This window comes from Pontibacter akesuensis, assembly GCF_001611675.1.
Lineage (GTDB): Bacteria > Bacteroidota > Bacteroidia > Cytophagales > Hymenobacteraceae > Pontibacter > Pontibacter akesuensis.
On record NZ_CP014766.1, the window covers coordinates 4,217,276 to 4,240,760 of the forward strand.

18 protein-coding genes and 1 pseudogene are annotated in these 23,485 nt (G+C 50.5%); 10 read left to right on the top strand and 9 right to left on the bottom strand.

What is annotated here, in order from left to right; genetic code table 11:
- The first annotated feature begins 245 nt into the window (after positions 1-245).
- The 6 genes from A0W33_RS21275 (at position 246) to A0W33_RS17855 (ending at position 8,036) form a co-directional block, all read left to right on the top strand.
- Positions 246-956, top strand: a complete 711-nt coding sequence (locus A0W33_RS21275) for a LuxR C-terminal-related transcriptional regulator (protein ID WP_068839456.1) — start codon at positions 246-248, stop codon at positions 954-956.
- 142 nt (positions 957-1,098) lie between these two features.
- Entirely contained in the window at positions 1,099-2,883 is a 1,785-nt protein-coding gene (gene lepA / locus A0W33_RS17835) for a translation elongation factor 4 (protein WP_068839457.1), read from the top strand.
- 153 nt (positions 2,884-3,036) lie between these two features.
- Positions 3,037-3,918, top strand: coding sequence for a bifunctional 5,10-methylenetetrahydrofolate dehydrogenase/5,10-methenyltetrahydrofolate cyclohydrolase (locus A0W33_RS17840; RefSeq protein WP_068839458.1), 882 nt, complete (start codon positions 3,037-3,039; stop codon positions 3,916-3,918).
- A gap of 170 nt (positions 3,919-4,088) precedes the next feature.
- Complete coding sequence (locus A0W33_RS17845) at positions 4,089-5,132, top strand: NAD(P)-dependent alcohol dehydrogenase (protein WP_068839459.1); 1,044 nt, start codon at positions 4,089-4,091, stop codon at positions 5,130-5,132.
- Positions 5,133-5,512: 380 nt separating this feature from the next.
- The gene (locus A0W33_RS17850) at positions 5,513-6,094 is read left to right on the top strand and encodes a 7-carboxy-7-deazaguanine synthase QueE (RefSeq protein WP_216637195.1); all 582 of its coding nucleotides are present in this window, start codon (positions 5,513-5,515) and stop codon (positions 6,092-6,094) included.
- Between the two features lie 13 nt (positions 6,095-6,107).
- A complete protein-coding gene (locus A0W33_RS17855; RefSeq protein WP_068839461.1) occupies positions 6,108-8,036 on the top strand; it encodes an OmpA family protein in 1,929 nt (642 codons plus the stop codon).
- 230 nt (positions 8,037-8,266) lie between these two features.
- On the opposite strand, the gene A0W33_RS17860 is transcribed toward A0W33_RS17855, so the two are convergent.
- Positions 8,267-9,553: a citrate synthase gene (locus A0W33_RS17860; RefSeq protein ID WP_068839462.1), complete on the bottom strand. Its 1,287-nt coding sequence runs from the start codon at positions 9,551-9,553 to the stop codon at positions 8,267-8,269.
- 339 nt (positions 9,554-9,892) lie between these two features.
- Here A0W33_RS17860 and A0W33_RS17865 point away from each other — a divergent pair, with 339 nt between their 5' ends.
- The gene (locus A0W33_RS17865; protein WP_068839463.1) at positions 9,893-10,348 is read left to right on the top strand and encodes a DUF4268 domain-containing protein; all 456 of its coding nucleotides are present in this window, start codon (positions 9,893-9,895) and stop codon (positions 10,346-10,348) included.
- A gap of 4 nt (positions 10,349-10,352) precedes the next feature.
- Here the strand turns inward: A0W33_RS17865 and A0W33_RS17870 are convergent, their stop codons facing one another.
- On the bottom strand, positions 10,353-10,664 hold the full coding sequence (locus A0W33_RS17870) for a hypothetical protein (protein WP_068839464.1): 312 nt from the start codon (positions 10,662-10,664) through the stop codon (positions 10,353-10,355).
- 186 nt (positions 10,665-10,850) lie between these two features.
- Positions 10,851-11,318 (bottom strand): MaoC family dehydratase, encoded by a 468-nt coding sequence (locus tag A0W33_RS17875; protein WP_068839465.1) that lies wholly within the window; start codon positions 11,316-11,318, stop codon positions 10,851-10,853.
- Between the two features lie 446 nt (positions 11,319-11,764).
- On the opposite strand from A0W33_RS17875, the gene A0W33_RS17880 reads away from it, so the two are divergent.
- A complete protein-coding gene (locus A0W33_RS17880) occupies positions 11,765-12,664 on the top strand; it encodes an aldo/keto reductase (RefSeq protein WP_068839466.1) in 900 nt (299 codons plus the stop codon).
- Between the two features lie 173 nt (positions 12,665-12,837).
- On the opposite strand, the gene A0W33_RS17885 is transcribed toward A0W33_RS17880, so the two are convergent.
- The 5 genes and pseudogenes from A0W33_RS17885 to cphA form a co-directional block, all read right to left on the bottom strand.
- Positions 12,838-14,079 carry a cysteine desulfurase-like protein gene (locus A0W33_RS17885; RefSeq protein WP_068839467.1) on the bottom strand — a complete coding sequence of 414 codons (1,242 nt, stop codon included), beginning with the start codon at positions 14,077-14,079 and terminating at the stop codon, positions 12,838-12,840.
- 180 nt (positions 14,080-14,259) lie between these two features.
- Positions 14,260-14,979 (bottom strand): hypothetical protein, encoded by a 720-nt coding sequence (locus A0W33_RS17890; RefSeq protein ID WP_068839468.1) that lies wholly within the window; start codon positions 14,977-14,979, stop codon positions 14,260-14,262.
- Between the two features lie 453 nt (positions 14,980-15,432).
- Positions 15,433-15,554 (bottom strand): annotated as a pseudogene (locus tag A0W33_RS21345) (phosphorothioated DNA-binding restriction endonuclease); the annotation flags it as partial.
- A gap of 189 nt (positions 15,555-15,743) precedes the next feature.
- Positions 15,744-15,962 (bottom strand): hypothetical protein, encoded by a 219-nt coding sequence (locus A0W33_RS17895; protein WP_068839469.1) that lies wholly within the window; start codon positions 15,960-15,962, stop codon positions 15,744-15,746.
- Positions 15,963-16,321: 359 nt separating this feature from the next.
- On the bottom strand, positions 16,322-18,952 hold the full coding sequence (cphA, locus tag A0W33_RS17900) for a cyanophycin synthetase (RefSeq protein ID WP_068839470.1): 2,631 nt from the start codon (positions 18,950-18,952) through the stop codon (positions 16,322-16,324).
- Positions 18,953-19,379: 427 nt separating this feature from the next.
- Here cphA and A0W33_RS17905 point away from each other — a divergent pair, with 427 nt between their 5' ends.
- The gene (locus tag A0W33_RS17905; RefSeq protein WP_139237078.1) at positions 19,380-21,587 is read left to right on the top strand and encodes a right-handed parallel beta-helix repeat-containing protein; all 2,208 of its coding nucleotides are present in this window, start codon (positions 19,380-19,382) and stop codon (positions 21,585-21,587) included.
- 251 nt (positions 21,588-21,838) lie between these two features.
- Here A0W33_RS17905 and A0W33_RS17915 read toward each other — a convergent pair whose 3' ends face one another.
- Positions 21,839-22,384 (bottom strand): serine acetyltransferase, encoded by a 546-nt coding sequence (locus A0W33_RS17915; RefSeq protein WP_068839473.1) that lies wholly within the window; start codon positions 22,382-22,384, stop codon positions 21,839-21,841.
- A gap of 285 nt (positions 22,385-22,669) precedes the next feature.
- Between A0W33_RS17915 and A0W33_RS17920 the strand changes: the two genes are divergently transcribed.
- A complete protein-coding gene (locus tag A0W33_RS17920) occupies positions 22,670-23,401 on the top strand; it encodes an ROK family protein (RefSeq protein WP_068839474.1) in 732 nt (243 codons plus the stop codon).
- The last annotated feature ends 84 nt before the right edge of the window (positions 23,402-23,485 follow it).

Consider the following 23,485-nt stretch of genomic DNA (forward strand, 5'->3'; position numbering starts at 1 on the left):
AACAGTTTTTTTCCAGATTAGATGCGAATATAGTCATTTTTGATGAGGTTTTCCTGGATCAGCAGCAGTGCCACGCTTTAGATATGCGGCTCATAGGCCACAGAACCCAATTGCTGTGGCTTACTTTTATACTTCCCCAAAGGGTGCTAAGCAGATTCTACGGATAAATCTTGAAAATTTCTTCGTATCTCCTTAAGTTAAGTTCTTGATCCTGAATTTTCCGAGCCTGTCTATACCTGATTCCTATGCCTGATCCAAAAATACTGCTTCCTGCCGATGAGCAGGTGCGCGAACTAGAGCGGAAACTTGCTGAGTTGGAGGAAAAGTGTGCTTTCCTGGAACGTGTCGTGCATGAACTGCCTGCCAACATTTACATCTCTGACCTGGAGAAAGGCGTGGTTTGGTGCAACCGAACAAATGAGGAGTCGCTGGGCTACACGTTGGAAGAAATCAAGGAAATGGGCGGCCTGGAGTACATGTACAAGATTGTTCATCCCGACGACCACACCATACCGGACAACAGCATCGACCATTACAAGAACTTCAACGGCACCGAATATGGCGGCGTCTTCCGAGCAAAGCACAGAGACGAGCAGGAGTATAAGTGGTTTATCGGTTGGGCGCGCGCCTTCGGCAAGAACAAAGAAGGCGAGGTGAAGGAGCTGCTGTGCGTGGATGTGGACATGAGTCCGCAGATGAATACTGAGGAGCAGTTGGTGCAGGCGTTGCGGGAGAACCTGAAAAACAAAAACAGGCTCCTGCTCCAGAGCCTCAGGAAGCGTGAGGTGGAGGTGCTGCAGCTGATTTGCAAGGGAATGCGCACAAAAGCCATTGCGGAAAAGCTATTCATCAGCGTCAACACCGTCAGCACTCACCGAAAAAACATACAGCACAAGCTGGGAACCGCCAATGTGGCCGAGTTGGTGTCGCTGGCGAACGAGGCGGGGCTGATTTAGTTTTCACGAGGTCGTTGGCAGGGCAGTACCTTATTCTTGTGAGGTGGCATGAATGCTTTTTAGGGCAGGCATGATGTAAATATTGGGCAGAAAGCTGCAAAGAAGGCAATTCTTCTTAACTTTGTTATTCGTATAGATATTTATGAAGAACATCCGTAATTTTTGCATCATCGCCCACATCGACCATGGTAAAAGCACCCTGGCCGACCGCCTGTTGGAGTTTACCCAAACAGTGGCAGAGCGTGAAATGCAACACCAGTTGCTAGACAACATGGACCTGGAGCGTGAGCGCGGCATCACCATCAAGAGCCACGCCATCCAGATGAATTTTCCCTACAAGGGCGAAGACTATGTCCTGAACCTTATCGACACCCCGGGCCACGTGGACTTTTCTTACGAGGTATCCCGTTCCATTGCCGCCTGCGAGGGTGCGCTGCTGATCGTTGACGCCTCACAAGGTATTGAAGCCCAGACGATCTCCAACTTGTACCTGGCTATCGGCAACGACCTCGAAATCATCCCGGTGCTGAACAAAATAGACCTGCCGCACGCGATGCCTGAGGAGGTATCAGACCAGATTATTGAGCTGATCGGCTGCGACAGGGAAGATATCATACTTGCTTCTGGCAAGGCGGGCATTGGCATTGAAGATATCCTGACTGCCATCTGCGATCGTATTCCGGCACCGAAAGGAGATCCTGAGGCACCGCTGCAGGCGCTTATATTTGACTCTGTTTTCAATTCTTACCGCGGCATCGAAGTATACTTCCGCATTTTCAACGGCACCCTGAAAAAAGGGGAGAAGGTGAAGTTCATCAACACCGGTAAAACGTATGAAGCCGACGAAATTGGGGTGCTGAAACTGAACCAGGAGGCCCGCCAGGTGATGGGCGCCGGTAACGTGGGCTACCTGATCTCGGGTATAAAAAATGCTAAAGAAGTAAAAGTAGGCGATACCATCACGCACGTAGACAAGCCTGGTATTGGTATACAGGGTTTTGAGGATGTGAAGCCAATGGTTTTTGCCGGTATTTACCCGGTGGAGACAAGCGAGTACGAAGAACTGCGCAGCTCTATGGAGAAACTGCAGCTGAACGATGCTTCTCTTGTGTGGGAGCCGGAAACTTCTGCTGCCCTTGGTTTCGGTTTCCGTTGCGGCTTCCTGGGTATGCTGCACATGGAGATTGTGCAGGAGCGCCTGGAGCGCGAATTCGACATGACGGTAATCACGACGGTGCCATCTGTTCAGTTCCATGCCTATACTACAAAGGAGAACATGGTGAAAGTGAACGCGCCATCAGAGATGCCGGAGCCGAACTACATCGACCATATCGAAGAACCATTCATCAAGGCGCAGATCATTACAAAATCAGAGTTTGTGGGTCCGATTATCACGCTGTGTATGGACAAGCGCGGTATCCTGAAGAACCAGACTTACCTGACCAGCGACCGTGTGGAGATGACGTTCGAGATGCCCCTGGCCGAGATCGTTTTTGACTTCTTTGATAAACTGAAAACCATTTCCCGTGGCTATGCCTCACTTGACTATGAACTGATCGGTTTCCGCCCGTCTAACATGGTGAAGCTCGATATCATGCTGAACGGTGAGAAAGTGGATGCACTAAGCGCTATTGTGCACCGCGACAAGGCCTATGACTGGGGCAAGCGCCTTTGCGAAAAGCTACGTGAATTGCTGCCACGCCAGATGTTTGAAATCGCTATTCAGGCAGCCATTGGCCAAAAGATCATCTCCCGCGAAACAGTGAAGGCCATGCGCAAAAACGTACTGGCCAAGTGCTACGGCGGTGACATCTCACGTAAGCGAAAGCTCCTGGAGAAACAGAAGAAAGGAAAGAAACGCATGCGCCAGGTGGGTAACGTGGAAATACCGCAGGAAGCCTTCTTAGCTGTGCTAAAACTCGACTAACGAATAAACAAGCCCCGACGTGCCCCAGCGCGTCGGGGCTTGCTGCTTTATACTAGGTAGCATCGACTTGTTTTAGCTTCTAAGCATGTACTAAAATAAAATTTGTCTTTACAATCAATTCATAATTCGTCATTCCTAATACATCATTCAAAAATGACCCTGCTCGACGGTAAAAAAACATCTGAAGCCATTCAGGACGAAATAGCTGCTGAAGTAGCTGCCATAAAAGCCAAAGGAGGCAAGGTGCCGCACTTAGCTGCCATACTTGTTGGCAACGACGGCGGCTCTGTTACCTATGTAAATAACAAAGTACTGGCCTGCGAGCGCATTGGCTTCGGCTCTTCGCTGATCCGTTACGAAGACGATGTAACAGAAGAGGAACTGCTGGACAAGATAACGGAGTTAAATGAAAATCCGGAAGTGGATGGCTTCATCGTGCAGTTGCCGTTGCCAAAGCACATCGACTCAAATAAAGTGCTCGAGGCGATAGATCCCAAAAAGGATGTTGATGGTTTCCACCCGACAAATGTGGGGCGTATGGTGGCCGGTTTGGCTGCCTATCTGCCTGCTACACCGGCTGGCATCCTGCAGTTACTCAAGCGCTACAACATCGAAACCAAAGGAAAACATTGCGTGGTGATCGGCCGCAGTAACATTGTCGGCACCCCAATGAGCATCTTGATGTCCAAATGCACCTACCCGGGTGAGGCAACTGTTACTATCTGCCACCGCAACACAGTGGACCTGCCGCATCATACACGGCAGGCCGATATTCTGATTGTGGCGGTTGGCAAGCCGGGCCTTGTGACGGTTGACATGGTGAAAGAAGGAGCTGTGGTAATTGACGTAGGCACAACCCGTGTGCCGGATGCGAGCCGCAAGTCAGGCTTCCGTTTAAGAGGCGACGTGGATTTTGAGAATGTGGCCGAAAAGTGCAGCTACATCACGCCGGTTCCCGGTGGCGTCGGTCCGTTAACAATTGCCATGCTGATGACTAACACCTTGCGTGCCGCCAAGCAGGAAGTTTACGGCTAAACCCTATAAGCCATACTTATAATAAAACTTCTTGATGCGATTTTAGTTACTAAGCTTTAATCGTAAAGCTTTCCGTTTGCTGCTTCCAGGTGTCTTTTTGTGTGTATCAATCCAAAGGCGGGAGGTATCACAAGCGGGTTAGCTGCATTAATCAATAATAAGAAACAACTATGATTCCAGTAAAAGGATATGCCGTACAGAATGCCACTGCCCCCCTGGATGCGTTCAGCTTTGAGCGCCGTGAGGTAAAGGAGCATGATGTGCTGATTGATATTTTATTCTGTGGCGTGTGCCATTCTGATATTCACCAGGTTCGCGACGAGTGGGGTGGTTCCAAGTATCCGATGGTTCCCGGCCATGAGATTGTGGGGCGTGTGAGCCAGGTGGGCAGCAGTGTCACCAAGTTTAAAGAGGGAGATTTAGCAGGCGTTGGCTGCTTCGTAGATTCCTGCCGCACCTGCCCTAGTTGCCAGGAAGGGCTGGAGCAGTATTGCGAAGTGCACAATGTAGCCACTTATAATGGCTTCGAGCTTGACAAGAAAACCCCCACCTTTGGCGGCTACTCCAACAAAATAGTGGTTGACGAGAAGTATACCCTTAAAGTATCGGAGAAGCTTGACCTGGCGCGTGTGGCACCATTGCTGTGCGCCGGTATCACGACATACTCACCGCTGATGCAGTGGAAAGTAGGCAAGGGACATCGTTTGGCAGTAGTTGGCTTAGGTGGTTTGGGCCATATGGCCGTCAAGATCGGCGCATCCCTCGGCGCTGATGTGACGGTGCTAAGCACCTCTCCGTCCAAAGAGCAGGATGCTATTGACCTGGGCGCGCACAGCTTTGCCGTTACGAAAGATGCTAACCTGATGCGCGAACTGCGTGGCTCGTTTGATTTTATACTTGACACGGTTTCTGCCCCGCACGACCTGAACATGTACCTAAGCCTGTTGAAGCGCGACGGCACGATGATACTGGTGGGCGCGCCGCCCGAGCCTGCAGGTGTAGCCGGCTTCAGCTTGATTGCCGGGCGCAAGCGTCTGGTTGGGTCCATGATCGGCGGTATTCAGGAAACACAGGAAATGCTTGACTACTGTGCCGAGCATAACATTATGTCGGATGTAGAGATTATCCCGATTCAGGAGATCAACGAAGCCTATGAGCGGGTGCTGAAGAGTGACGTGAAGTATCGCTTTGTAATTGACATGGCTTCCTTGTAAGTATAATTCTACTTCAATAATAACGCCTCTGCCTCCAAGCAGGGGCGTTTTTGTTTGCCTAAGCTTCTAAGCCAAATCCTTACATACTTTTTTCGGCCTAATAGCAGCTGAAAAATTGAATCAAAAGCATTCGCTAACAAGGGCTGTAAACCAAACCCTAAGGCAGGAACAGAACACACTGCAATCCTTGTTTCAAATTTAGCTAACTTGCATGCCTGTTGTGTTTATGCAGAACACAGCAACCTATAAATCAGAATTTACCTGTCCTTACCCGCTAACGCGCCGGTATGGGCGAAGATGAAAGTACGTTGGAAGAAGTAAAAACTACAAATACAGCCTCCATACACCAGGTGCCGAAAGACGGATCACGACTGCCGCTGATGGAGGCTTTTTACACCATACAGGGAGAAGGCGGCAACACGGGCGTGGCCTCTTTTTTTATCCGCCTGGGCGGGTGCGATGTGGGCTGCCACTGGTGTGATGTGAAGGAAAGCTGGGATGCTGAGCAGCACCCGCTAACGGAGATTAATGCTATTGTTGCTGCCGCAGAGGCTTACCCGGGTAAAAACATTGTGATTACGGGCGGCGAACCCTTGCTCTACAACCTCGGGCCGCTTACGGCACACTTACAGCAACAGGGCTTCAAAAACTGCATCGAAACATCAGGCGCCTACCCGCTCAGCGGCACGTGGGATTGGATCTGTTTGTCTCCAAAAAAGTTTAAAGCTCCCCATTCTTCCGTGTATCCCTTTGCACATGAACTAAAAGTAGTTATATTTAACAAGAGCGACTTTAAGTGGGCCGAGGAGCACGCCGCGCAGGTGGGGGCACATTGCCAGCTATACCTGCAACCCGAATGGAGCAGAGCCACTGAAATGACGCCGTTGATTGTGGAGTACGTAAAAAATAACCCAAAATGGCGTGTGTCGCTGCAGACGCACAAGTACATGGACATTCCGTAAGGTACCAACCTATATGCTCAAACACTTCCTTTTTGCCTGTCTGCTTACTTTTGGCGCTGCCTCGGGAGCCCAGGCGCAGACACAGAACCTGAACACATCCTCTGCTAAGGCAGCAAAGCTATACGATAAAGCAGATGATTATGTGCGGGCGAGGGATTTTGAGCGTGCCCTGCAAACCTTGGAAGAAGCCAAAGCCAAAGATCCGAATTTTTCCCAGGCGTATATCAGAGCGGCGAACCTGCATAAAATGATGGGCAACAAGGCTGCCTTCTTTGAGAACCTGGAACAGGGGCTGAAGCTGACGCCTTTTTCGAAAGGCTATGCCAACTACTATTATGAGCTGGCCGAGCTATACTTTGAGAGAGGCAACTATGCTAACGCCAAAGAGTGGTACGAAACGTTTCTGAAGACAGGTGCACGCAATGCCAAGCAAGTAGACTGGGCCAGACACCAACTGAAGACAATAGCATTTGCGCAGCAGGCAATGGAAAAGCCTGTGCCGTTCGATCCGGTGCCGATGCCTCAGCACCTGAACAAGTTCGGACTGCAGTACTTTCCGTATACCACCGCCGACCAGCGTTATTTTATTTATACTGCCCGTGCCAGTGCCCGCCCTGACCATGACGAGAACATTTACATCAGTCAGCTGAAAGGCGAGGAGTGGCAGGCACCAGTCTCTATTTCTGAAGGAATAAACACTCCTGCCAACGAAGGAGCAGCCACCATATCAGGTGATGGCAAAACGTTGGTATTTACCTCCTGTAACCGCCCTGATAGCCAGGGAGACTGTGATTTATATATTGCTTTCAGAACCGGCGGGGAATGGAGCAAGCCGCAGAACATGGGCAAGAGTGTGAACTCCAAAGCATGGGATTCGCAACCAAGTTTATCTGCTGATGGACGAACGCTCTACTTTAGCTCCACACGTGGCGGGGGAGTGGGCCGGGAGGATATCTGGGTGGCCTACCGCAACGACGACGGCTCCTGGAAAACACCGGTTAACCTGGGCAAACCCCTTAACTCCGCTGGCCGCGACATGGCCCCCTCTATTCACGTGAGTGGTTCCACATTATACTTCGTGAGCGACGGACACATTGGTTTGGGCGGGCTGGACATTTTTAAAGCCAACCTGAACACAAACAAAAAATGGACTGAGCCGGCAAACCTGGGCTACCCACTGAACACCTTCGCAGATGAAGGGTCCCTTTTCATTACACCGGATAACGAGATTGGCTACTACTCGCGCCAGGTTAACTCCGATTCCGGTGCTCCCAGTATTCAGCTTTTCCAGTTTAAGGTACCGGCCGAATGGCGTAGCCGCGAGACGAGCACTTATGCCCAGGGCCGTGTGTTTGATGCGGTCACAAAGAAGCCGCTGGCCGCTGAGGTGCAGCTGTACAATGTGCAGACAGATTCCCTTGTGCAGCAGGTGCAGTCCGACAAAGTATCAGGCGAATATACGGTGGTATTGACGGACGGAAAACAGTACGCGCTGTATGTTTCTGCCCCGAAGTACCTGCTTAACAGCCGCAGCTTTGATTATACTTCGGCCAAGGCCCTGTCGCCGGTGGCGCTGGATGTTTACCTGGATCCGGTAAAGTCCGGTGCGGCGATGGTGCTGAACAACCTCTTTTTTGATACGGGGAAGTATGAGTTGGAGAAAAAGTCAAAAACAGAGCTGAACAAGATCGTGATGTTCTTGCAGCAAAACCCATCTGTCAAAATCGAAATTTCAGGACACACGGACGATGTGGGGTCAGACAAAGCAAACCAACTGCTTTCTGAGCGCCGCGCCAAAGCCGTAGTAGATTACCTGGCCAGCCATGGCATCAGCAAAGAACGTTTCCGGTTTAAGGGATACGGTGAGGCAAAGCCTGTGAAGCCAAATACATCCGAAGAGAACCGCCAACTGAACCGCCGCATCGAAATGCGGGTCCTTTAGGGAGTTCTGAGTCTCGGGTTCTGAGTCCTGAGTTATAGGATTCTTTTTCAACAAACTCTTACCGTGATCAACTTTAGTTTAAAACAAGAGAGCCTCCACTACCACAAGTATAAATTCCCTCCCTGGAGGGGCTAGGGATGGATTAATCTTATCATAGACAACATCAATTCATATAAAACAGAAAGGGCTGATCCGAAGATCAGCCCTTTCTGTTTTATATATTGCTATACTTAGCGCTTGTCGATTGAAACATAATCACGCTCTGTCTCGCCGGTGTACACCTGACGTGGACGGCCGATAGGCTCTTTGTTTTCGCGCATTTCTTTCCACTGGGCAATCCAACCTGGCAGGCGCCCAAGTGCAAACATCACTGTGAACATGTCTGTTGGAATACCCAAAGCACGGTAGATGATACCTGAGTAGAAGTCTACGTTCGGGTACAGCTTGCGCTCCACAAAGTATGGATCGTTCAGGGCAGCCTCTTCCAGTTCTTTGGCGATGTTCAGGATCGGGTCTTTCACACCCATGGCGTTCAATACATCATCAGCTGTTTTCTTAATGATCTTGGCGCGTGGGTCAAAGTTTTTATACACTCGGTGTCCGAAGCCCATCAAACGGAAAGGATCATCTTTGTCCTTTGCCTTGTTGATGAATTTCTTGGAGTCGCCACCGTCTGCTTTGATCTGCTCCAGCATCTCAATAACCGCCTGGTTGGCACCACCGTGCAGCGGGCCCCACAGGGCGCTGATACCGGCAGATACAGAAGAGTAAAGGCTGGCGTTGGCAGAACCTACCAAGCGCACCGTAGAAGTAGAACAGTTCTGCTCATGGTCGGCGTGCAGGATCAGGAGCTTATTCAGGGCATCCACTACCACTGGGTTCACTTCGTAATCCTCTGTTGGATAAGCGAACATCATGTGCAGGAAGTTCGAGCAGTAATCCAGTTGGTTTTTAGGATAGTTAACCGGATGGCCAATGGAGTTCTTATAAGACCAGGCAGCGATGGTAGATATCTTGGCCATCAGGCGAATAATGGAAAGGTCCATTTCCTCTGTCGTCTGGTTCGGGTTAAGCGACTCAGGGTAAAAAGCTGTAAGTGAGCTAACCAGGGCAGAAAGAATACCCATAGGGTGCGAGGTGGACGGGAATCCATCCAGTATCTTGCGCATGTCTTCGTTCACCAACGTATGGCGACGAATCTTATCGCTGAAATCGGCCAGTTCCTCTGTTGTTGGCAGTGTGCCGTAAATCAGGAGGTAAGCCACCTCCACAAAGTTAGAGCGCTCAGCCAGCTGCTCAATTGGATAGCCTCTGTAGCGCAAAATGCCCAGTTCACCATCCAGGAATGTGATGGCACTTTTGGTGGCACCTGTATTTTTATAACCTGAGTCCAGGGTAATGTAACCTGTTTTACCGCGCAGCGAGGAGATGTCGATGGCTTTTTCGTTCTCCGTGCCTTCCACGATAGGCATCTGGTAAGATTTACCGTCTAATATTATTTCAGCAGATTCTGACATGTTGAATTATCTTTAATGTCCGTTGTTGTGTCTCAATTGGAAGCGAAATTATGGAAAATTGTTCTAAAATGAAACGCTGCAGTGCATAATATCTGCTGTTAACTATGTATAAAAGTTTCACTTTTGATCAACTTATGTATAAACGGTAAATCTGAGAAAAGTTTTAATTAAATCTGTACCCTGGTTTTTAATTTGTTGATTTGATGCGACACCTGGCTCAGAGGTTGGGTGAAGCAGGGTAATAGCAGGTTCCGGCAGCTGGCTTCACCAGCCGAACCTGTGGCTGCACCTTGAAGTATAAAAGTGGCAAAAGCCGATCATTATAGCTATTTTTGCAGCATGTATACCCGCGAACAAGCATCTCAGTTACGGCAGCAATTCTGGACTACCTTTGGCCAGTATCTTACTCCTTTGCTTTCGGCCGAAGGGATGCGGGTGAACTGGATAAATTATAAAACCGGCGCAAAGCACGTGTACTTCCGCATGAATGCCGACAAGAAGCAGGGATCCATAGCCATTGAACTGACGCACCCGGATGTTGAAATGCAGCAGCTGGTTTTCGAGCAGCTTCTGGAGCACAAAACGATGCTGCACGAGGCGCTGGGGGAGGAGTGGGAGTGGGCACTCCACACCACCGACGAAAACGACCGCACCGTCAGTCGCATCTATAAAGAGATTGCGCCAGCCAACGTCTTCAACAAAGACGACTGGCCGAAGCTGATCTCTTTTTTCAAGCCCCGCATTATCGCCCTGGATGCCTTCTGGAGCGATGCCAGGTATTCGTTTGAGGAGTAAAAGCTTACCAGGTGGTATCGTCTTCGGGGTTGGTGAAGCCAAGGCCGGGCTGGTAGCGGGTGCCGTTGCCGTTGAGGTGGTTCCACATGTCTACCTGCATCTTCTGCTTGTCAAGCCGAATAAACTCTTCCCATCGTTCCTGGTCATCCTCTGAGAACTGGTTCACCAGGTCGCTTAACTGCATGTTAGCCTGCTCTTGCAGCCTTGCCTGCAGCTCCGGGTCGGTGCGCAGCATGTGGTCTATCTTTATTCGGAAATAGGTATTCAGCTCCTTGTACCTATCCGCATCCCAGTTCTCCAGATTTTGATTTTCCATCCGTTCGTTATTCTAGTGCTTCCTTATACTTCTAGATATCCATACATCCTACCGCCCTTGTAAGATTGCTACAAACAGCCATACTGGTGCAAAAAAATAGTGGCCCACCAACTAAAACGGACGCAAGCTATTTATTTGTTCAGCCTGCGTGTCATTAATAGCTAATAAAGCGGCGGCTAATTTCACTTACTCGTTGAAATGGTACAGGAAAGTGATGATGCCGGTGTAGGCGGGTTTTTTACTGTCTTTAATTTCAAGCGTTACCTCCAGGCGTGCTTTGGCGATGCCCCGCAGGTTTTTCACCGATAGTAATTTAGCGCGTAGTCTAACTTCACTGTCTACTGTTACGGCCTGGTTAAAGCGCAGGCTTTCGATCTCATAGTTTACCTGCATTTTCAGGTTCTCTATGGTCGTGATCTGCTGCCAGAGGTAGGGCAGGAGCGAGACCGTAAGGTAGCCGTGCGCGATGGTTGCCTTAAAAGGTGTCTCAGTGGCGGCACGTTCAGCATCGGTGTGAATCCACTGGTGGTCCAGGGTAGCGTCGGCAAACTGGTTGATTTGCTGTTGGGTGATGGTGTGGTAATCGGAAATACCCATTTCGGCTCCCTCGTATTGCTCAAGTTCTTCCAGGCTTCTGATGGTTAGTTTACTCATGGAGTTGTGTGGTTAGTGGCTTAAATGTTCTGTGATGTGCTTTTAGTGTTCAGCGGTAGCTTGAAATGGAAAGGTAAAGATAAAAGCAATACGATAGTATAGGTAACATGATTGAAATACCCAATCTGAGCGCTGCTAGCTACCCGTTAACCATTCATACTTTATACTTTTCCTGTTCAATGACTACGCCTGTACTGTACGCGCCGCTACGGGTATGGTAACTTAATTCTCATATGAAGCTATCCTCAACAAACCCGAATGCAAGGTGAATTTATTGTGCTTCTCAGCAACTCAGGTGAGGCTGTAGCTATTTTATTTGAAGGTTTTTACTTGTGATACACGAGCAGAAGTATATAAAGTAATCTGAATGCAGAAGAGGCAACTGCAGCCGCGTAACTCTTGGCAGTTTTACCGGTATGCTTAGAAAGTAATTTAAAACTAGCGCTATGAAGTATAACCTGCTCGGAAAATCAGATCTGTCGGTAAGTGAAGTGAGTTTTGGCTGCATGTCGTTGGGAGACGACGATGCGGAAAATAAACAACTGCTGCACCAGGCGCTCGACAAGGGGATAAACTTTTTCGACACAGCGGATCTTTATGCAAAGGGTGAAAACGAGCGAACAGTGGGCAAAGCCTTCCAAGGCATGCGCGACCAGGTGTACATCGCCACCAAAGTAGGAAACCAGTGGCGCCCCGACGGCAGCGGCTGGGACTGGAACCCACGTAAAGAGTATATTTTGCAGGCAGTGGATAAAAGCCTGCAGCGCCTCCAGACAGCGTACATCGATCTCTACCAGCTGCACGGCGGCACCATTGACGACCCCATGGACGAAACGATTGAAGCCTTTGAACTGCTGCAGCAACAGGGTAAGATCCGGTACTTCGGTATTTCCTCTATCCGCCCCAACGTTGTCCGAGAATTCGTCATCCGGTCCAGTATCGTGAGTGTGATGATGCAATATAGCCTGCTGGATCGACGCCCGGAAGAGGCGGTGCTGCCTTTGCTGCAGCAGCATAACATTGGCGTGCTGGCACGCGGCAGCCTCGCGCAGGGGCTGCTGGCCGGTAAACCTGCTAAACCATACTTAAACTATGTAACCGATGAGGTCCGGAAAGCAGCTGAAGCAGTTAGTGCGTTGGCAGGTGAATCGGGTAATGCCGCTGCAACGGCTGTGCGCTATGTGCTGCAACAGCCAGCCATTACCACCGCCGTGCTCGGCATCCGGACAAACGAGCACTTGAAGGACGCACTCGCCGCTTCGACTACTACTGCACCTCTTGCAGATCAAGCTATACAAAAGTTGCAGGCGGCACTGCCCCTCAACAAATATGAGCAGCACCGGTAGCGTTACAGGCTCCTGATACACACATACCACTGGCGTATGCATCCGCTTTTGCCGATCGACAAGCATTGCTACATACTTTAGTTATAAATAGATGCTGTTGGGGAGCTGCTTTATACTTGCAGAGAATGTTATCCGGCACAAGGCACAAGCATACGTTTGCGCCGGATACCGGATTAACGTATGCCTTTCTCCGCTAAATACTCCTGCAGGCCTTTCTCAAACAGCGCCACTTCCTCCAGTGTGTTATAGGGAGCCAAGCCTATTCTGATCCAGCCGCCCATGGGATTGACGCCAAGTTTCTCTGCCATGGTGGAGGCATAGAAATGGCCGTCGGCGATGTTCATGTTGTATTTCTCGGCAAACCAGGAGGTGGCTTCGCGGGCGTTTACATTTTTGATGGTGAAGGCGAAAGTTGGCGTTTTAGGCGTACCTGCCGGTGCGCGGTAAAGGCGTACCCCCGGTTGCTCCTGTAAAAAACGCTCAATCCGTTCGGCCAGCGTCAGCTCGTGCGCCTCAATGCGCTGCATGCCCGACTGCAGCCGTTCCCGGCGGGTGGTACCTTCGCCCTGTGCTTCTATAAACGAGATAGCCCCGATCAGGCCGGCTATAGCTTCGTGGTTCTGCGTGCCCGTTTCCAGTTTATCCGGAATTTCCTGCGGCGCCGGCTGCAGTTTGTACACGGGCAGCTTCTCAAACAGCGAGGCCGCAATCACGGCCATGCCAATGTGCGGGCCAAAAAACTTGTAAGCCGAGCACAGCAACACATCGCAGCCAAGCGCTTTGAAGTCGATGGATAGGTGCGGCACCGCATGCACGGCATCTACTATCACCAGCGCGTTCACCTCTTTTGCCCGGGCCACAATACGAGCGACATCCGTTACCGTGCCCGTTACATTCGAGGACATTCCCACAGCCACCAGTTTCGTCTTTTCCGTAATTACCTCGTTCAGTCTGTCCAGCTCCAGGGTATAGGTGTTGGGGTTTACCTGCAGGAATTTCACTGCCGCGCCGGTGTCTTTCGCCAGTGTCACCCACGGGTCCACGTTGGCCCGGTGGTCCAGCTCAGTCACCACAATTTCATCTTCCCCAGAGATAGAAGAAGCAAGGCTACGGGCGATGGAAAAAGCCAGTGAGGTCATGTTCTGGCCGAAAGCCACTTCATGCGGGTCGCAGTGCAGCAAATCAGCCACGGTCTTGCGGCCTTCCTCCAGCAGGATATCGGTCTTCACGCTTGTCTGGAAGGGGCCGTGCAAATTGGCCATGCCACTGGTGATATATCCTACCAAGGCATCTATACTTTGCCGCGCCATCTGGGTGCCGCCGGGTCCATCAAAATAAATAAAGGGCTTTTGTTGACCGCCTTCTCGCAAGGCCGGGAAATCAGCACGCAGCTGCTCTATTGAAATCTGACTCATTGTTCTACGTTTTGTTCTCGCTCAATTTAGCTAAAAGAACGAGATGGAAACAGTTTAGTTAATAAGGAGGGCGCATCATAGTCTATGCGCACCCTGCAACACAGGGAAGGAGTTATGGCGCTACTGCAGACTTGCCGCTACAGCCAACTGAAAATATAAAAAATATATTTCAAGCAACAGTTATATGCCTTTGCCCAGCCTGTAGCCAATGCCGAGGCTGAAGAAAAGGCTGCTAAAACGGGTATCAGAAAAATTGATTCTCTTGGATAGACTGTTACCCGCCTGGTCAGTTCCCTCCAACGTGTAGGTGCCGAGATCGCCTTTCCCTACATAAAAGTACTGCAGCTGTAAATCAGCAGAAAAGCGTTTGCCTATGGCACTATTATAGCCTCCCTCTACCACGACTCCGGGTTTAAGGTAGGCCTTGTCTGCTAACTTTGTCTCTCCGTAAGAAGGAGCAGCCTGAAGGCGGTGGAAAGCAGGGCCCAGCCCCAGGCGGAGTGCAGGATAAGTGAGGGGGGCATACCCGATCGCTGCCAGGGTTAGGCAGGAGGTCTCGGTGGACAATGGGGCATAATCGCTGGAGAAACCATGCACATCCGTCTCCCTAAAGTTCACCAGCCCTTTTGCCTTGTACTTCTGCCTGAAGGTAAACGCTACGCCTACTTGTACCGCGGCTTCCTGCCGGTAATCCATGTTATCGAAAATTGCTTTCAAACCGCCACGATTATTCTTGACAGCAAAGCCGGCATCTTTTAACAGTTCCAGCATGCTGTGTCCCGATCCGGCAAAAATTACCCCGGAATGAAACGTGATAACAGGCCCGGCCGGAGAGGCAGACTGGCCCGCAGCAGACTGCCAAAGCACCAGTAAAAAGAGCAGAAGGAGAATATTTTTCATCAGCCCGGTTTATTAAGGCAATCGATCTTTATACTATTAGCGGAAAAAGTAGAGAGCCAACAGAGGCAGAAACAAGCCCGTAACAGCAAGCGCAGCAAACAATACCGTTTGCTGCGCTTGCTTTGCTGTAGTTTGGCTACTGGCCATACTTCCAACAGAGAGTCGGAAGTATGGCTTAGTCGTATTTGTTCTTTTTCTTTTCAAGTTTAGCAGCCGCCTTTTCCTTTGGTGTTTTGGCTGGCTTTTTCTTAACGTCCTTTTTTGCGTCTTGTGACTTTGCCATGGGAGTAGGTTTATAGTTTACCTAAAGATACGGGTTTTTTAATTCGGAGGTAAAGCTTTTGGGCAGGATAATGTTTTCTGGCTATATGCAGCAGGCAGTAATGTATACTTCCATCAAAGAAGGTCGCGGTAGCCGCCTTTAAACACCTCGTTTACATGCCAGATGGTGAATTATGGATCAGGGTAGAAGGCTTTCTTCTGTGGCGGTTTAATGGATTCGCCGTGGTGTTGCAGGAGCCATTCGTTTGCCCATATCCATTAACCTCATCCGAAACCAGCATACGCAGGTCTTCATGCAGGTACTAATGTTGTGAACATATTAATTTCATTGGACACTGTAAATGTCGTAACATATGTAAGGTTGGTTAAAGCTCGACTCACCTAAAGGTCAGCATATAAAAAGCCGCCCATGCACAAACACAGGCGGCTTTATACTTGAAGTTATCCCCCAACAACGGGCGCTAATCCTTTTTAAGATATATTCAGTCTTTGTTCTCCTCCTCTTCGTCCACCGTCACGGTTCTGGTCTGCTCGGTGGTGTCGTACTGCACCACGGTTTCCGTTACCTCGTATTCTGTCGCAACAGAATCCCGGTCCACTACTACGCCTTCCTCGGCGGTACTTCCTTTATCGGTTCGCTCACAGGCCATCATGCTTAGAGATCCCAGCACAAGTGCACCTGCAAAAAATATCTTTTTCATAATTGTATGTTTAAGTTATGTATGATCATAATACAATATCATGACATCTATGTGTCAGATGCTATATTTGGTGTATTTACGAGTATAACTATATAAAAGGTTTTTTTCGTCGACTTGTAGCTAGGTGAAACATGTAAAATGTACAAAAGTATCTGATGTACTGGTTTTACATAAACATAAACTTCTTCAACGCCTCCTCATGCCTTCTTTGGCCGAAGCAGGAGCAAAGCAAACGAATCTTCTAAAGTCAGCAAATTTAGAAGTATAGCTGCCACAGCTATACTTGAAGAAAAGCAAAAGCCCCAGCAGTGTATTTGGATGCTGCTGGGGCTTTTGCTCCCGAACGAGCTGTACCACATTTATTCTGCGGCAGCGCTTTTTCGGTGTTGGATGATTCTAAAGTCCTCCACCAGCTTTACCGCTTCGGGAATGTCTTCCGAGAAAAGGGCGATAAAGGCTCCCGTTGGGGCATATTCCAGGGCATGCGCCAAGGCACGTGTCTCCTGGTTTATCTCAAGGGGCTCCAGCTCAGGTTTCACTTTAAAGATGCCCTTCTTCAGCAGGTTGTTAATTTCCTTCCCGTCCCGCCCGCGCAAATCCTTGTCCTGCCGGATGATGATCTCGTCGAATACTTCGGCGGCGATGCGGCCCACTTCAATCATGTCCTCGTCGCGGCGATCACCTACACCGGCTATGATACCTATTTTTCTGGTGGCCGGCGTCTGCTCCACAAAATCACCGATGGCCTGCATGGCCGCAATGTTGTGGGCATAGTCGATGAGTACCTCCGCCTTGGGCAGGTTAAACAGGTTCATGCGGCCTGGCGTGGTTTCGGCAGAGGGGATAAAAGTGCGCAACGCCGTTTTGATCTCATTAATCTCCATGTGGGAGATATAGGCTGCCAGTGTAGCCGCCAGCACATTGTAAATATTAAACCGCGCTTTGCCACCAAAGGTAAGTGGTACATCTGCCACACGATCTATCCTGATCTTGTAGGAGTTCTTGAAAATGGAGATGTAGTTGTCTTCCAGCACAGCCGCCAGTCCCCCTTTCGAAATATGTTCTATGATGCGCGGGTTCTGCTCGTCCAGGCTGAAGAAAGCAACTTTGCAGCGGAGGCCATTGGCCATGTCGTACACCAGGTCATCATCCGCATTCAGGACTGCATAGCCGTTGGAGCAGACTGTTTTGGGAATTACGCCTTTCACGCGGGCCATGTCTTCCACGGTATTGATATCGCCAAGGCCCAGGTGGTCCTCCGACACGTTCATCACAATGCCAATGTCGCACTGCCGGAAGGCCAGGCCAGAACGCAGTAACCCGCCCCGGGCGCATTCCAGCACAGCATAGTTCACCGTCGGGTCTTTCAGCACAAACTCACTGCTGTAGGAGCCAGTGGTATCGCCTTTAATAATCTTACGGCCCTGAATATAGATGCCGTCGGTGGTGGTATAGCCGGTTTTATACCCTTTAAAGTTTAGAATATGCGAGATAAGGCGGGTAGTGGTGGTTTTGCCATTGGTACCGGTTACAGCCACAATCGGGATGCGCGAGGGGCTGCCATGCGGAAACAGCATGTTGATGATCGGCTCGGCCACGTTGCGGGGCAGGCCTTCGGTAGGGGAGATGTGCATTCGGAGGCCCGGTGCGGCATTCACCTCTATCACAGCACCCCTAGTTTCAGGCAGCGGTATGGCGATGTCGCTTGTCATCACGTCAACGCCGCAAATGTCAAGTCCAATAATGCCCGCAATGCGCTCGGCCATCAGCACGTTGTACGGGTGCACAATGTCGGTCACATCCTTGGCAGTACCGCCGGTGCTTAGGTTGGCGGTCTTCTTTAGGTACAGTTCTTCGCCTACTGGTAATACCGACTGCAGCGTGAGCCCTTTCTCCCGTAGGATGCTCCGGCTTATTTTGTCTATCTTGATGTGAGTGAGCGCCTTTTCGTGTCCCACGCCCCGGCGGGGGTCCTTGTTTACCTGGTTCACCAGTTGCCGCAACGTCGATTTGCCATCACCCACCACCATGGCAGGGGTGCGTTTGGCAGCGGCAATAAACTTGCCGTTGATGACCAGCAGGCGGTAGTCGTAGCCCTGAATAAACTGCTCTACCATCACCGCATTGGAATAGCGCTGAGCCTCTGCAAAACCCTTCAGGGCATCTTTCCAGTTTTCGATGTTGATGCTGGCCCCCTTGCCTTGGTTGCCATCCAGCGGCTTCGTTACGAGAGGATACCCCAGTTCCTCCACTGCCTCCTCCAGTTCGCGCGTGCAGTATACCGTCAGGCCCTGTGGTACAGGTACGCCCGCTTCCTCCAGTATGGCCTTAGTGATATTTTTGTTACCCGCGTTTTCGACAGCAAAGCAGGAAGTGTTGCTGCTCATAGCCGCCTGTATGCGTTTTTGGTACATGCCGTACCCGAGCTGGATGTGCCCGCTTTGCTTGTTCTGGATGTACGGGATGTTGCGGTTCACGGCCTCCTGCACAATGGCTTCGGTTGTCGGCCCAAAATACTCGTCTTCCCGGATCTGGTGCAGTTTGGCCACATCCTGAATCACGTTCACCCGTTCGCCTTGTGCCAGGGCCTCCGTAATGCGCACGGCCGCTTCAGCCGCATACTCGCCTGCCCGTTCCTGCTGGTACGAGAACACAACAAAGTCTACACCGGGCTGGCTCGATGCATAGCACCTGCCGTAGCCGCTGCTCATGCCCGCCATGGTTTGCAGCTCCAGGGCAATGTGCTGCACAAGTTTACTGAAGGTGGTGCCCTCGTTCACCAAACGTATAAAGCCGCCCTCTGTGCCAGCCGAGGAGCGGTGCTTGATGATGTCGGGGAAAAGTTTCTGTAGCTTCTGAGCCAGGTTTGGCACATCGCTGGTGAGGGTGTCCTGCTTCTCCTGTAGGTCCAGTTTGAGCACAATAATTTTAGGATGCTTGATGGACCAGTAATTAGGTCCACGCATTATTTTTATTTCCAGGATTTTCATGTGTTTAAGAAAACAGTGCTTATAGGCAATCTTCGTATGGCATGTAATTGTAATGGTACTGAAAGTGTTCTATCACGCTGGATGGTAAACTCCCTATACGTATCCCTCGCGCTGTCGACAGCGGTGCGAATAGGAAATATGTTGTATAAATAAAAATTAAGTGGTTTACGCTCTTATTTATGATACTTATACGTAGCTGCATGCTGGCTATAAAGGGAAAAGATGGTAAATTCAACCGGAAATGCTGTTTCTTGTGCCACACTGTTCCCGTGCGGCTTAGCCAAGCCCCCGGAGAAGGCCGGCTTTTTCCGCCTGTACAGAAGCTGGCAAGCAGTGCTAAACCATGCGCAGGAATAGAAATACAGTGATTCTGACACTTTTAGCCGGGCTTAAATGCGCGCTATATTGCCATGAGGGCACGTGAAAAATGAAAGCACTAAGTAGAATATCTTTCAGATTTTTAAAACGCTTCTTCCTTTTAGTGATGATGGGTATGGGCGTGCCTTCTGCCATGGCCGAAACTTATTACATTAGCCCGCAGGGCAACGATGGCGCCAACTCAGGTACTAGTCTGGAGCAGCCCTGGCAAACAATAACTAAGGTAAACGCCACCCGCTTTGCCCCCGGTGATACTATACTTTTTAAGGGCGGCGCCACCTTCCAGGGAAGTATTCAGTTTCTACCCGGTGCGGGGGGCACCGCCGACAAACCCATTGTTTTGAGCTCCTACGGCACGGGTAAAGCAATTATCAGTAGCGGCACGCTTCCCGGACTCAAAGTATACAATGCCGCTGGCTTTAAGGTGGTGAACCTGATTTTCGAGGGCTCCGGGCAGTGGAAAGATGCGCAAAGCCATGGCATTGATTTTTACATGGACCTGCCCAACAACACGCGCCTTGATTTTATAGCAATAGACAGTGTGGAGGTATCCGGCTACCGCTTAACGGGCATCTCCGTGGGCAGCTGGAAAGGAGCGAGTGGGTACGACAACATCTCTATCACCAACAGCAGCGTGCACGATAACGGCGATGCAGGAATCGCCACCTATGCCGAAGCCACCCTTGGCCACCGCAATCTGTATGTGGGCTACAACAAAGTATACAACAACTCCGGGCTGCCGGAGAAAACCGACTTGCACAGTGGCAACGGCATCCTGGTGGGCGGTGTTGATGGTGCCGTGGTGGAATTCTGCGAAGCCTACAACAACGGCTGGCTTAACGCCTGGACCACCGGTGGCCCTGTCGGCATCTGGGGCTACCACTGCAACAACCTGGTCATCCAGTACAATGAGTCGCACCACAACAAGACGGGCACCACCAAAGACGGGGGCGGCTTTGATATTGACGGCGGCTGCACCGACTGCACCATGCAGTACAACTACTCCCACGATAACGAAGGAGCGGGCTACCTGGTGGCGCAGTATGTAAACGCTCCTCCCATGAAAGGCGTTACCATCCGCTACAACATCAGCGAAAACGACGGTCGCAGCAACGGCTATGGCGCCATTCACCTCTGGTCGTCAGGGGCGAACGGGGGCATCCAGGACCTGCACATCTACAACAACACCGTATACCTTAGCCCGGCAGAAAGTGGCGATCCCAAAGCCCTTTATGTGCAGGAGGGTGGCAAAACAGTCGCGTATATCCGCAACAACATATTCCAGACAACTGGAGGGCTGGAGGTGGTGCAGGCACAGCAAACATCAGACTTGCGGCTGGAGGGAAATAACTACTGGGCAGGCGAGGGCAACCTGAAAATTAACTGGAACGGCTCCACCTACACGTCCCTTACGGATTGGCGGGCGGCGACAGGGCAGGAAATGCTGCCCGACTCAGCGGTAGGCCTGACGGTTGCGCCCCTTCTGAAAAAGCCGGGGCAGGGAATTATACTTGCCGATCCCCGCAAACTGCACACCCTGACTGGATATGAGCTTCAGGATACCTCGTGGTTGATCGGCAAAGGACTGGACCTGCAGAAGCTTTACAGCATAGCGGTTGGTCCTGTTGATTTCTTTGGAAATGACCTCACCAGCCGGAAAGCCTTCAGCATAGGCGCACACCAGCCTGAGGTAGTTCCGCTGCCGGTTACCTTTGTCTCTTTCCGGGTGTACAGGAAGGGCAATCGGGTGGAGCTGGCATGGGAAACGGCGACGGAGCAAAACAATAAGGGCTTTGAAGTTGAGGTGTCGGAGGATGGACAGCAGTTCCGCCCGATTGGCTTTGTTCCGAGTAAAAGTCCCGATTCGCAGGTCAGGCAGGCGTATAACTTCACACATGCCAACCCAGGTAAAAAAGGCACCCGCTATTACCGCCTGAAACAGCTTGACTTAGACGACACCACTGCCTATTCCACCGTCTGCGTCGTGGAAGTAAGAGCCGAAGGCAATGGTATGATCATCTATCCTAATCCTTTCGAGCAAGATTTTTTACTCCAAATATATTCCGACGAAAATCAAAAGCTGCACCTGGCGCTATCTGGCATGAAGGGCAGGAAATTGCTTGAGCAAACCCTGCAGCTGCAGGAGGGTAACAATTTTATCCGCATCGCCCCCGCAAATCTGAAGGAGGGAACCCTATTCCTGCTGTCAGCCACCTTTGGCGGCGAAACACACCAGGTAAAAATGTTTAAGCGCTGAGGGTGAAAGTAATTTACAAGAGGCAAGGCCTTTTATACTTGACACTCCATACTTCCCATAGTCGGACTAAGTATCTCGACTTCACAAATTTGTTCTTCCGCCAGTATACCGCACTTTAAGGCCACACCATCCTGATGCAGGTAAGCCTTAGCAAAGCTCTTAGGAATAATCGCGTGTGCGAAAAGAGCCGATGAAGTGAAAGCAAATTTATACTTCTGAAGCGAGCGTATTTCCCAGCCCGCTGGCATTGCTTACGAAGCTACCATATCCGAAGTATGCGGTAGCTCCTGCTTCACCGGATTTAAAGTTTTAATCACACGTGCCGGATTGCCAACGGCAATGGAGTTGTCGGGAATGTCTTTTACCACTACTGATCCGGCGCCTATGCGCACGTTGTTACCGATATGAATACCACCGATGATGCATACATTGGAGCCCACTTCCACGTTGTTGCCGATGATGGGAGAATCAGAGTAGGAACCATCTTCCTTGCGAATGTTACCCACAGTGGTGGAGTGCCTGAAAAAACAGTTATCGCCAATCACCGCACAACCGTTTACCACCAGCGCATGGCCGTGGCCGAGGTAGAAATTTTTCCCGACCGTAGTCCAGTGAGGCAGCTCAATGCACATAAACCACTCCACCACGATCTTGTAGAACACGAGGTAAGGAAGCCACAGAATACGAAAGAACTTATTTTTGGAGGCGGGATGGCCCAAGCGGAAAAGCAGCAGCACGAGCTGGCCTTTGATATTTCCTTTGTTGGCGTTCCAATCCTGAAAAAGGTATGACAGCATGTAAATTCTAAAATTAAGGGTGTTAGTCGTAAGAATATGCTTTACGATATATAATTGATATAGATCAGCTGTTTTTTCTAAAATATTTGTTCCGTTTATCTGCTTTTTCAAGAATCGCACGAAGTTAACAAGCAGCGCCCTTACGACTTTACCTCCCCACCTGTTTTTATACCTTGTAGCAACCGGTAAGTAAAACGCGCAGCCGTAGGAGCGTAAAAATTGGCTGTCACCGTAGTTGCCACCTCAAGCTTATCCTTTTACCCGCTTCTTCCCGTACATGGGTTTATGAAAGAAAAAATAGGCGAACTCAGCATCCTATCCATCGACATCGGGGGCTCCAGCATCAAGGGAACCGTACTCAGCCAGACCGGCGATTTATTAACTGGCTATATCAAAACTCCCACACCCACACCGGCCTCACCAGAGAAAGTGCAGGCTGCCATTGTGCACCTGGTAAAGGATTTCCCCCCTTTTGATCGGGTTTCCGTGGGCTTTCCGGGCTATGTGCGGGAGGGCACCGTGACGACAGCGCCAAACCTGGGAACAGCATCGTGGCACGGTGTTAACCTTAGCCAGGAACTTGGGGAAAAGCTGCAAAGTCCGGTTAGGGTAGTAAACGACGCGGACCTGCAGGGCCTGGGTGTGGTGCAGGGAAAGGGCTTTGAAATAGTCATTACACTGGGTACAGGTTTCGGCACGGCCTTGCTGCACAACGGGTTTCTGCTGCCGCACCTCGAACTGGCGCACCACCCGGTTACCAAGAACAAAGACTACGACCAGTATATCGGCGACAAGGCACTGGATAAGATAGGCGTGGAGAGGTGGAACGAACGAATGAAGCGGGTGCTGCACATTCTGCTAACCGTCTTCAACTACGACCATCTCTACATCAGCGGGGGCAATGCGCGACTGCTCAATTTCCCGCTGGACGACAACATCACGATTGTTTCGAACAAAGAAGGAATTGAGGGAGGCGCCATGCTTTGGAAAGATGAGTTTATAGTTGCCAGCACCTGATCTATACCAATTCTCCTTACAACACATCATTCTCACCCTCCTCGCGTACCACTTAGAAGGGCTCCGCTAAGGCGCTGCATGTAT

Bases quoted from the DNA above. Each gene is read 5' to 3' on its own strand.
- A0W33_RS21275 (WP_068839456.1), top strand. From the start codon at position 246: ATGCCTGATCCAAAAATACTGCTTCCTGCCGATGAGCAGGTGCGCGAA.
- lepA (WP_068839457.1), top strand. From the start codon at position 1,099: ATGAAGAACATCCGTAATTTTTGCATCATCGCCCACATCGACCATGGT.
- A0W33_RS17840 (WP_068839458.1), top strand. From the start codon at position 3,037: ATGACCCTGCTCGACGGTAAAAAAACATCTGAAGCCATTCAGGACGAA.
- A0W33_RS17845 (WP_068839459.1), top strand. From the start codon at position 4,089: ATGATTCCAGTAAAAGGATATGCCGTACAGAATGCCACTGCCCCCCTG.
- A0W33_RS17850 (WP_216637195.1), top strand. From the start codon at position 5,513: ATGGAGGCTTTTTACACCATACAGGGAGAAGGCGGCAACACGGGCGTG.
- A0W33_RS17855 (WP_068839461.1), top strand. From the start codon at position 6,108: ATGCTCAAACACTTCCTTTTTGCCTGTCTGCTTACTTTTGGCGCTGCC.
- A0W33_RS17860 (WP_068839462.1), bottom strand. From the start codon at position 9,553: ATGTCAGAATCTGCTGAAATAATATTAGACGGTAAATCTTACCAGATG.
- A0W33_RS17865 (WP_068839463.1), top strand. From the start codon at position 9,893: ATGTATACCCGCGAACAAGCATCTCAGTTACGGCAGCAATTCTGGACT.
- A0W33_RS17870 (WP_068839464.1), bottom strand. From the start codon at position 10,664: ATGGAAAATCAAAATCTGGAGAACTGGGATGCGGATAGGTACAAGGAG.
- A0W33_RS17875 (WP_068839465.1), bottom strand. From the start codon at position 11,318: ATGAGTAAACTAACCATCAGAAGCCTGGAAGAACTTGAGCAATACGAG.
- A0W33_RS17880 (WP_068839466.1), top strand. From the start codon at position 11,765: ATGAAGTATAACCTGCTCGGAAAATCAGATCTGTCGGTAAGTGAAGTG.
- A0W33_RS17885 (WP_068839467.1), bottom strand. From the start codon at position 14,079: ATGAGTCAGATTTCAATAGAGCAGCTGCGTGCTGATTTCCCGGCCTTG.
- A0W33_RS17890 (WP_068839468.1), bottom strand. From the start codon at position 14,979: ATGAAAAATATTCTCCTTCTGCTCTTTTTACTGGTGCTTTGGCAGTCT.
- A0W33_RS17895 (WP_068839469.1), bottom strand. From the start codon at position 15,962: ATGAAAAAGATATTTTTTGCAGGTGCACTTGTGCTGGGATCTCTAAGC.
- cphA (WP_068839470.1), bottom strand. From the start codon at position 18,952: ATGAAAATCCTGGAAATAAAAATAATGCGTGGACCTAATTACTGGTCC.
- A0W33_RS17905 (WP_139237078.1), top strand. From the start codon at position 19,380: ATGAAAGCACTAAGTAGAATATCTTTCAGATTTTTAAAACGCTTCTTC.
- A0W33_RS17915 (WP_068839473.1), bottom strand. From the start codon at position 22,384: ATGCTGTCATACCTTTTTCAGGATTGGAACGCCAACAAAGGAAATATC.
- A0W33_RS17920 (WP_068839474.1), top strand. From the start codon at position 22,670: ATGAAAGAAAAAATAGGCGAACTCAGCATCCTATCCATCGACATCGGG.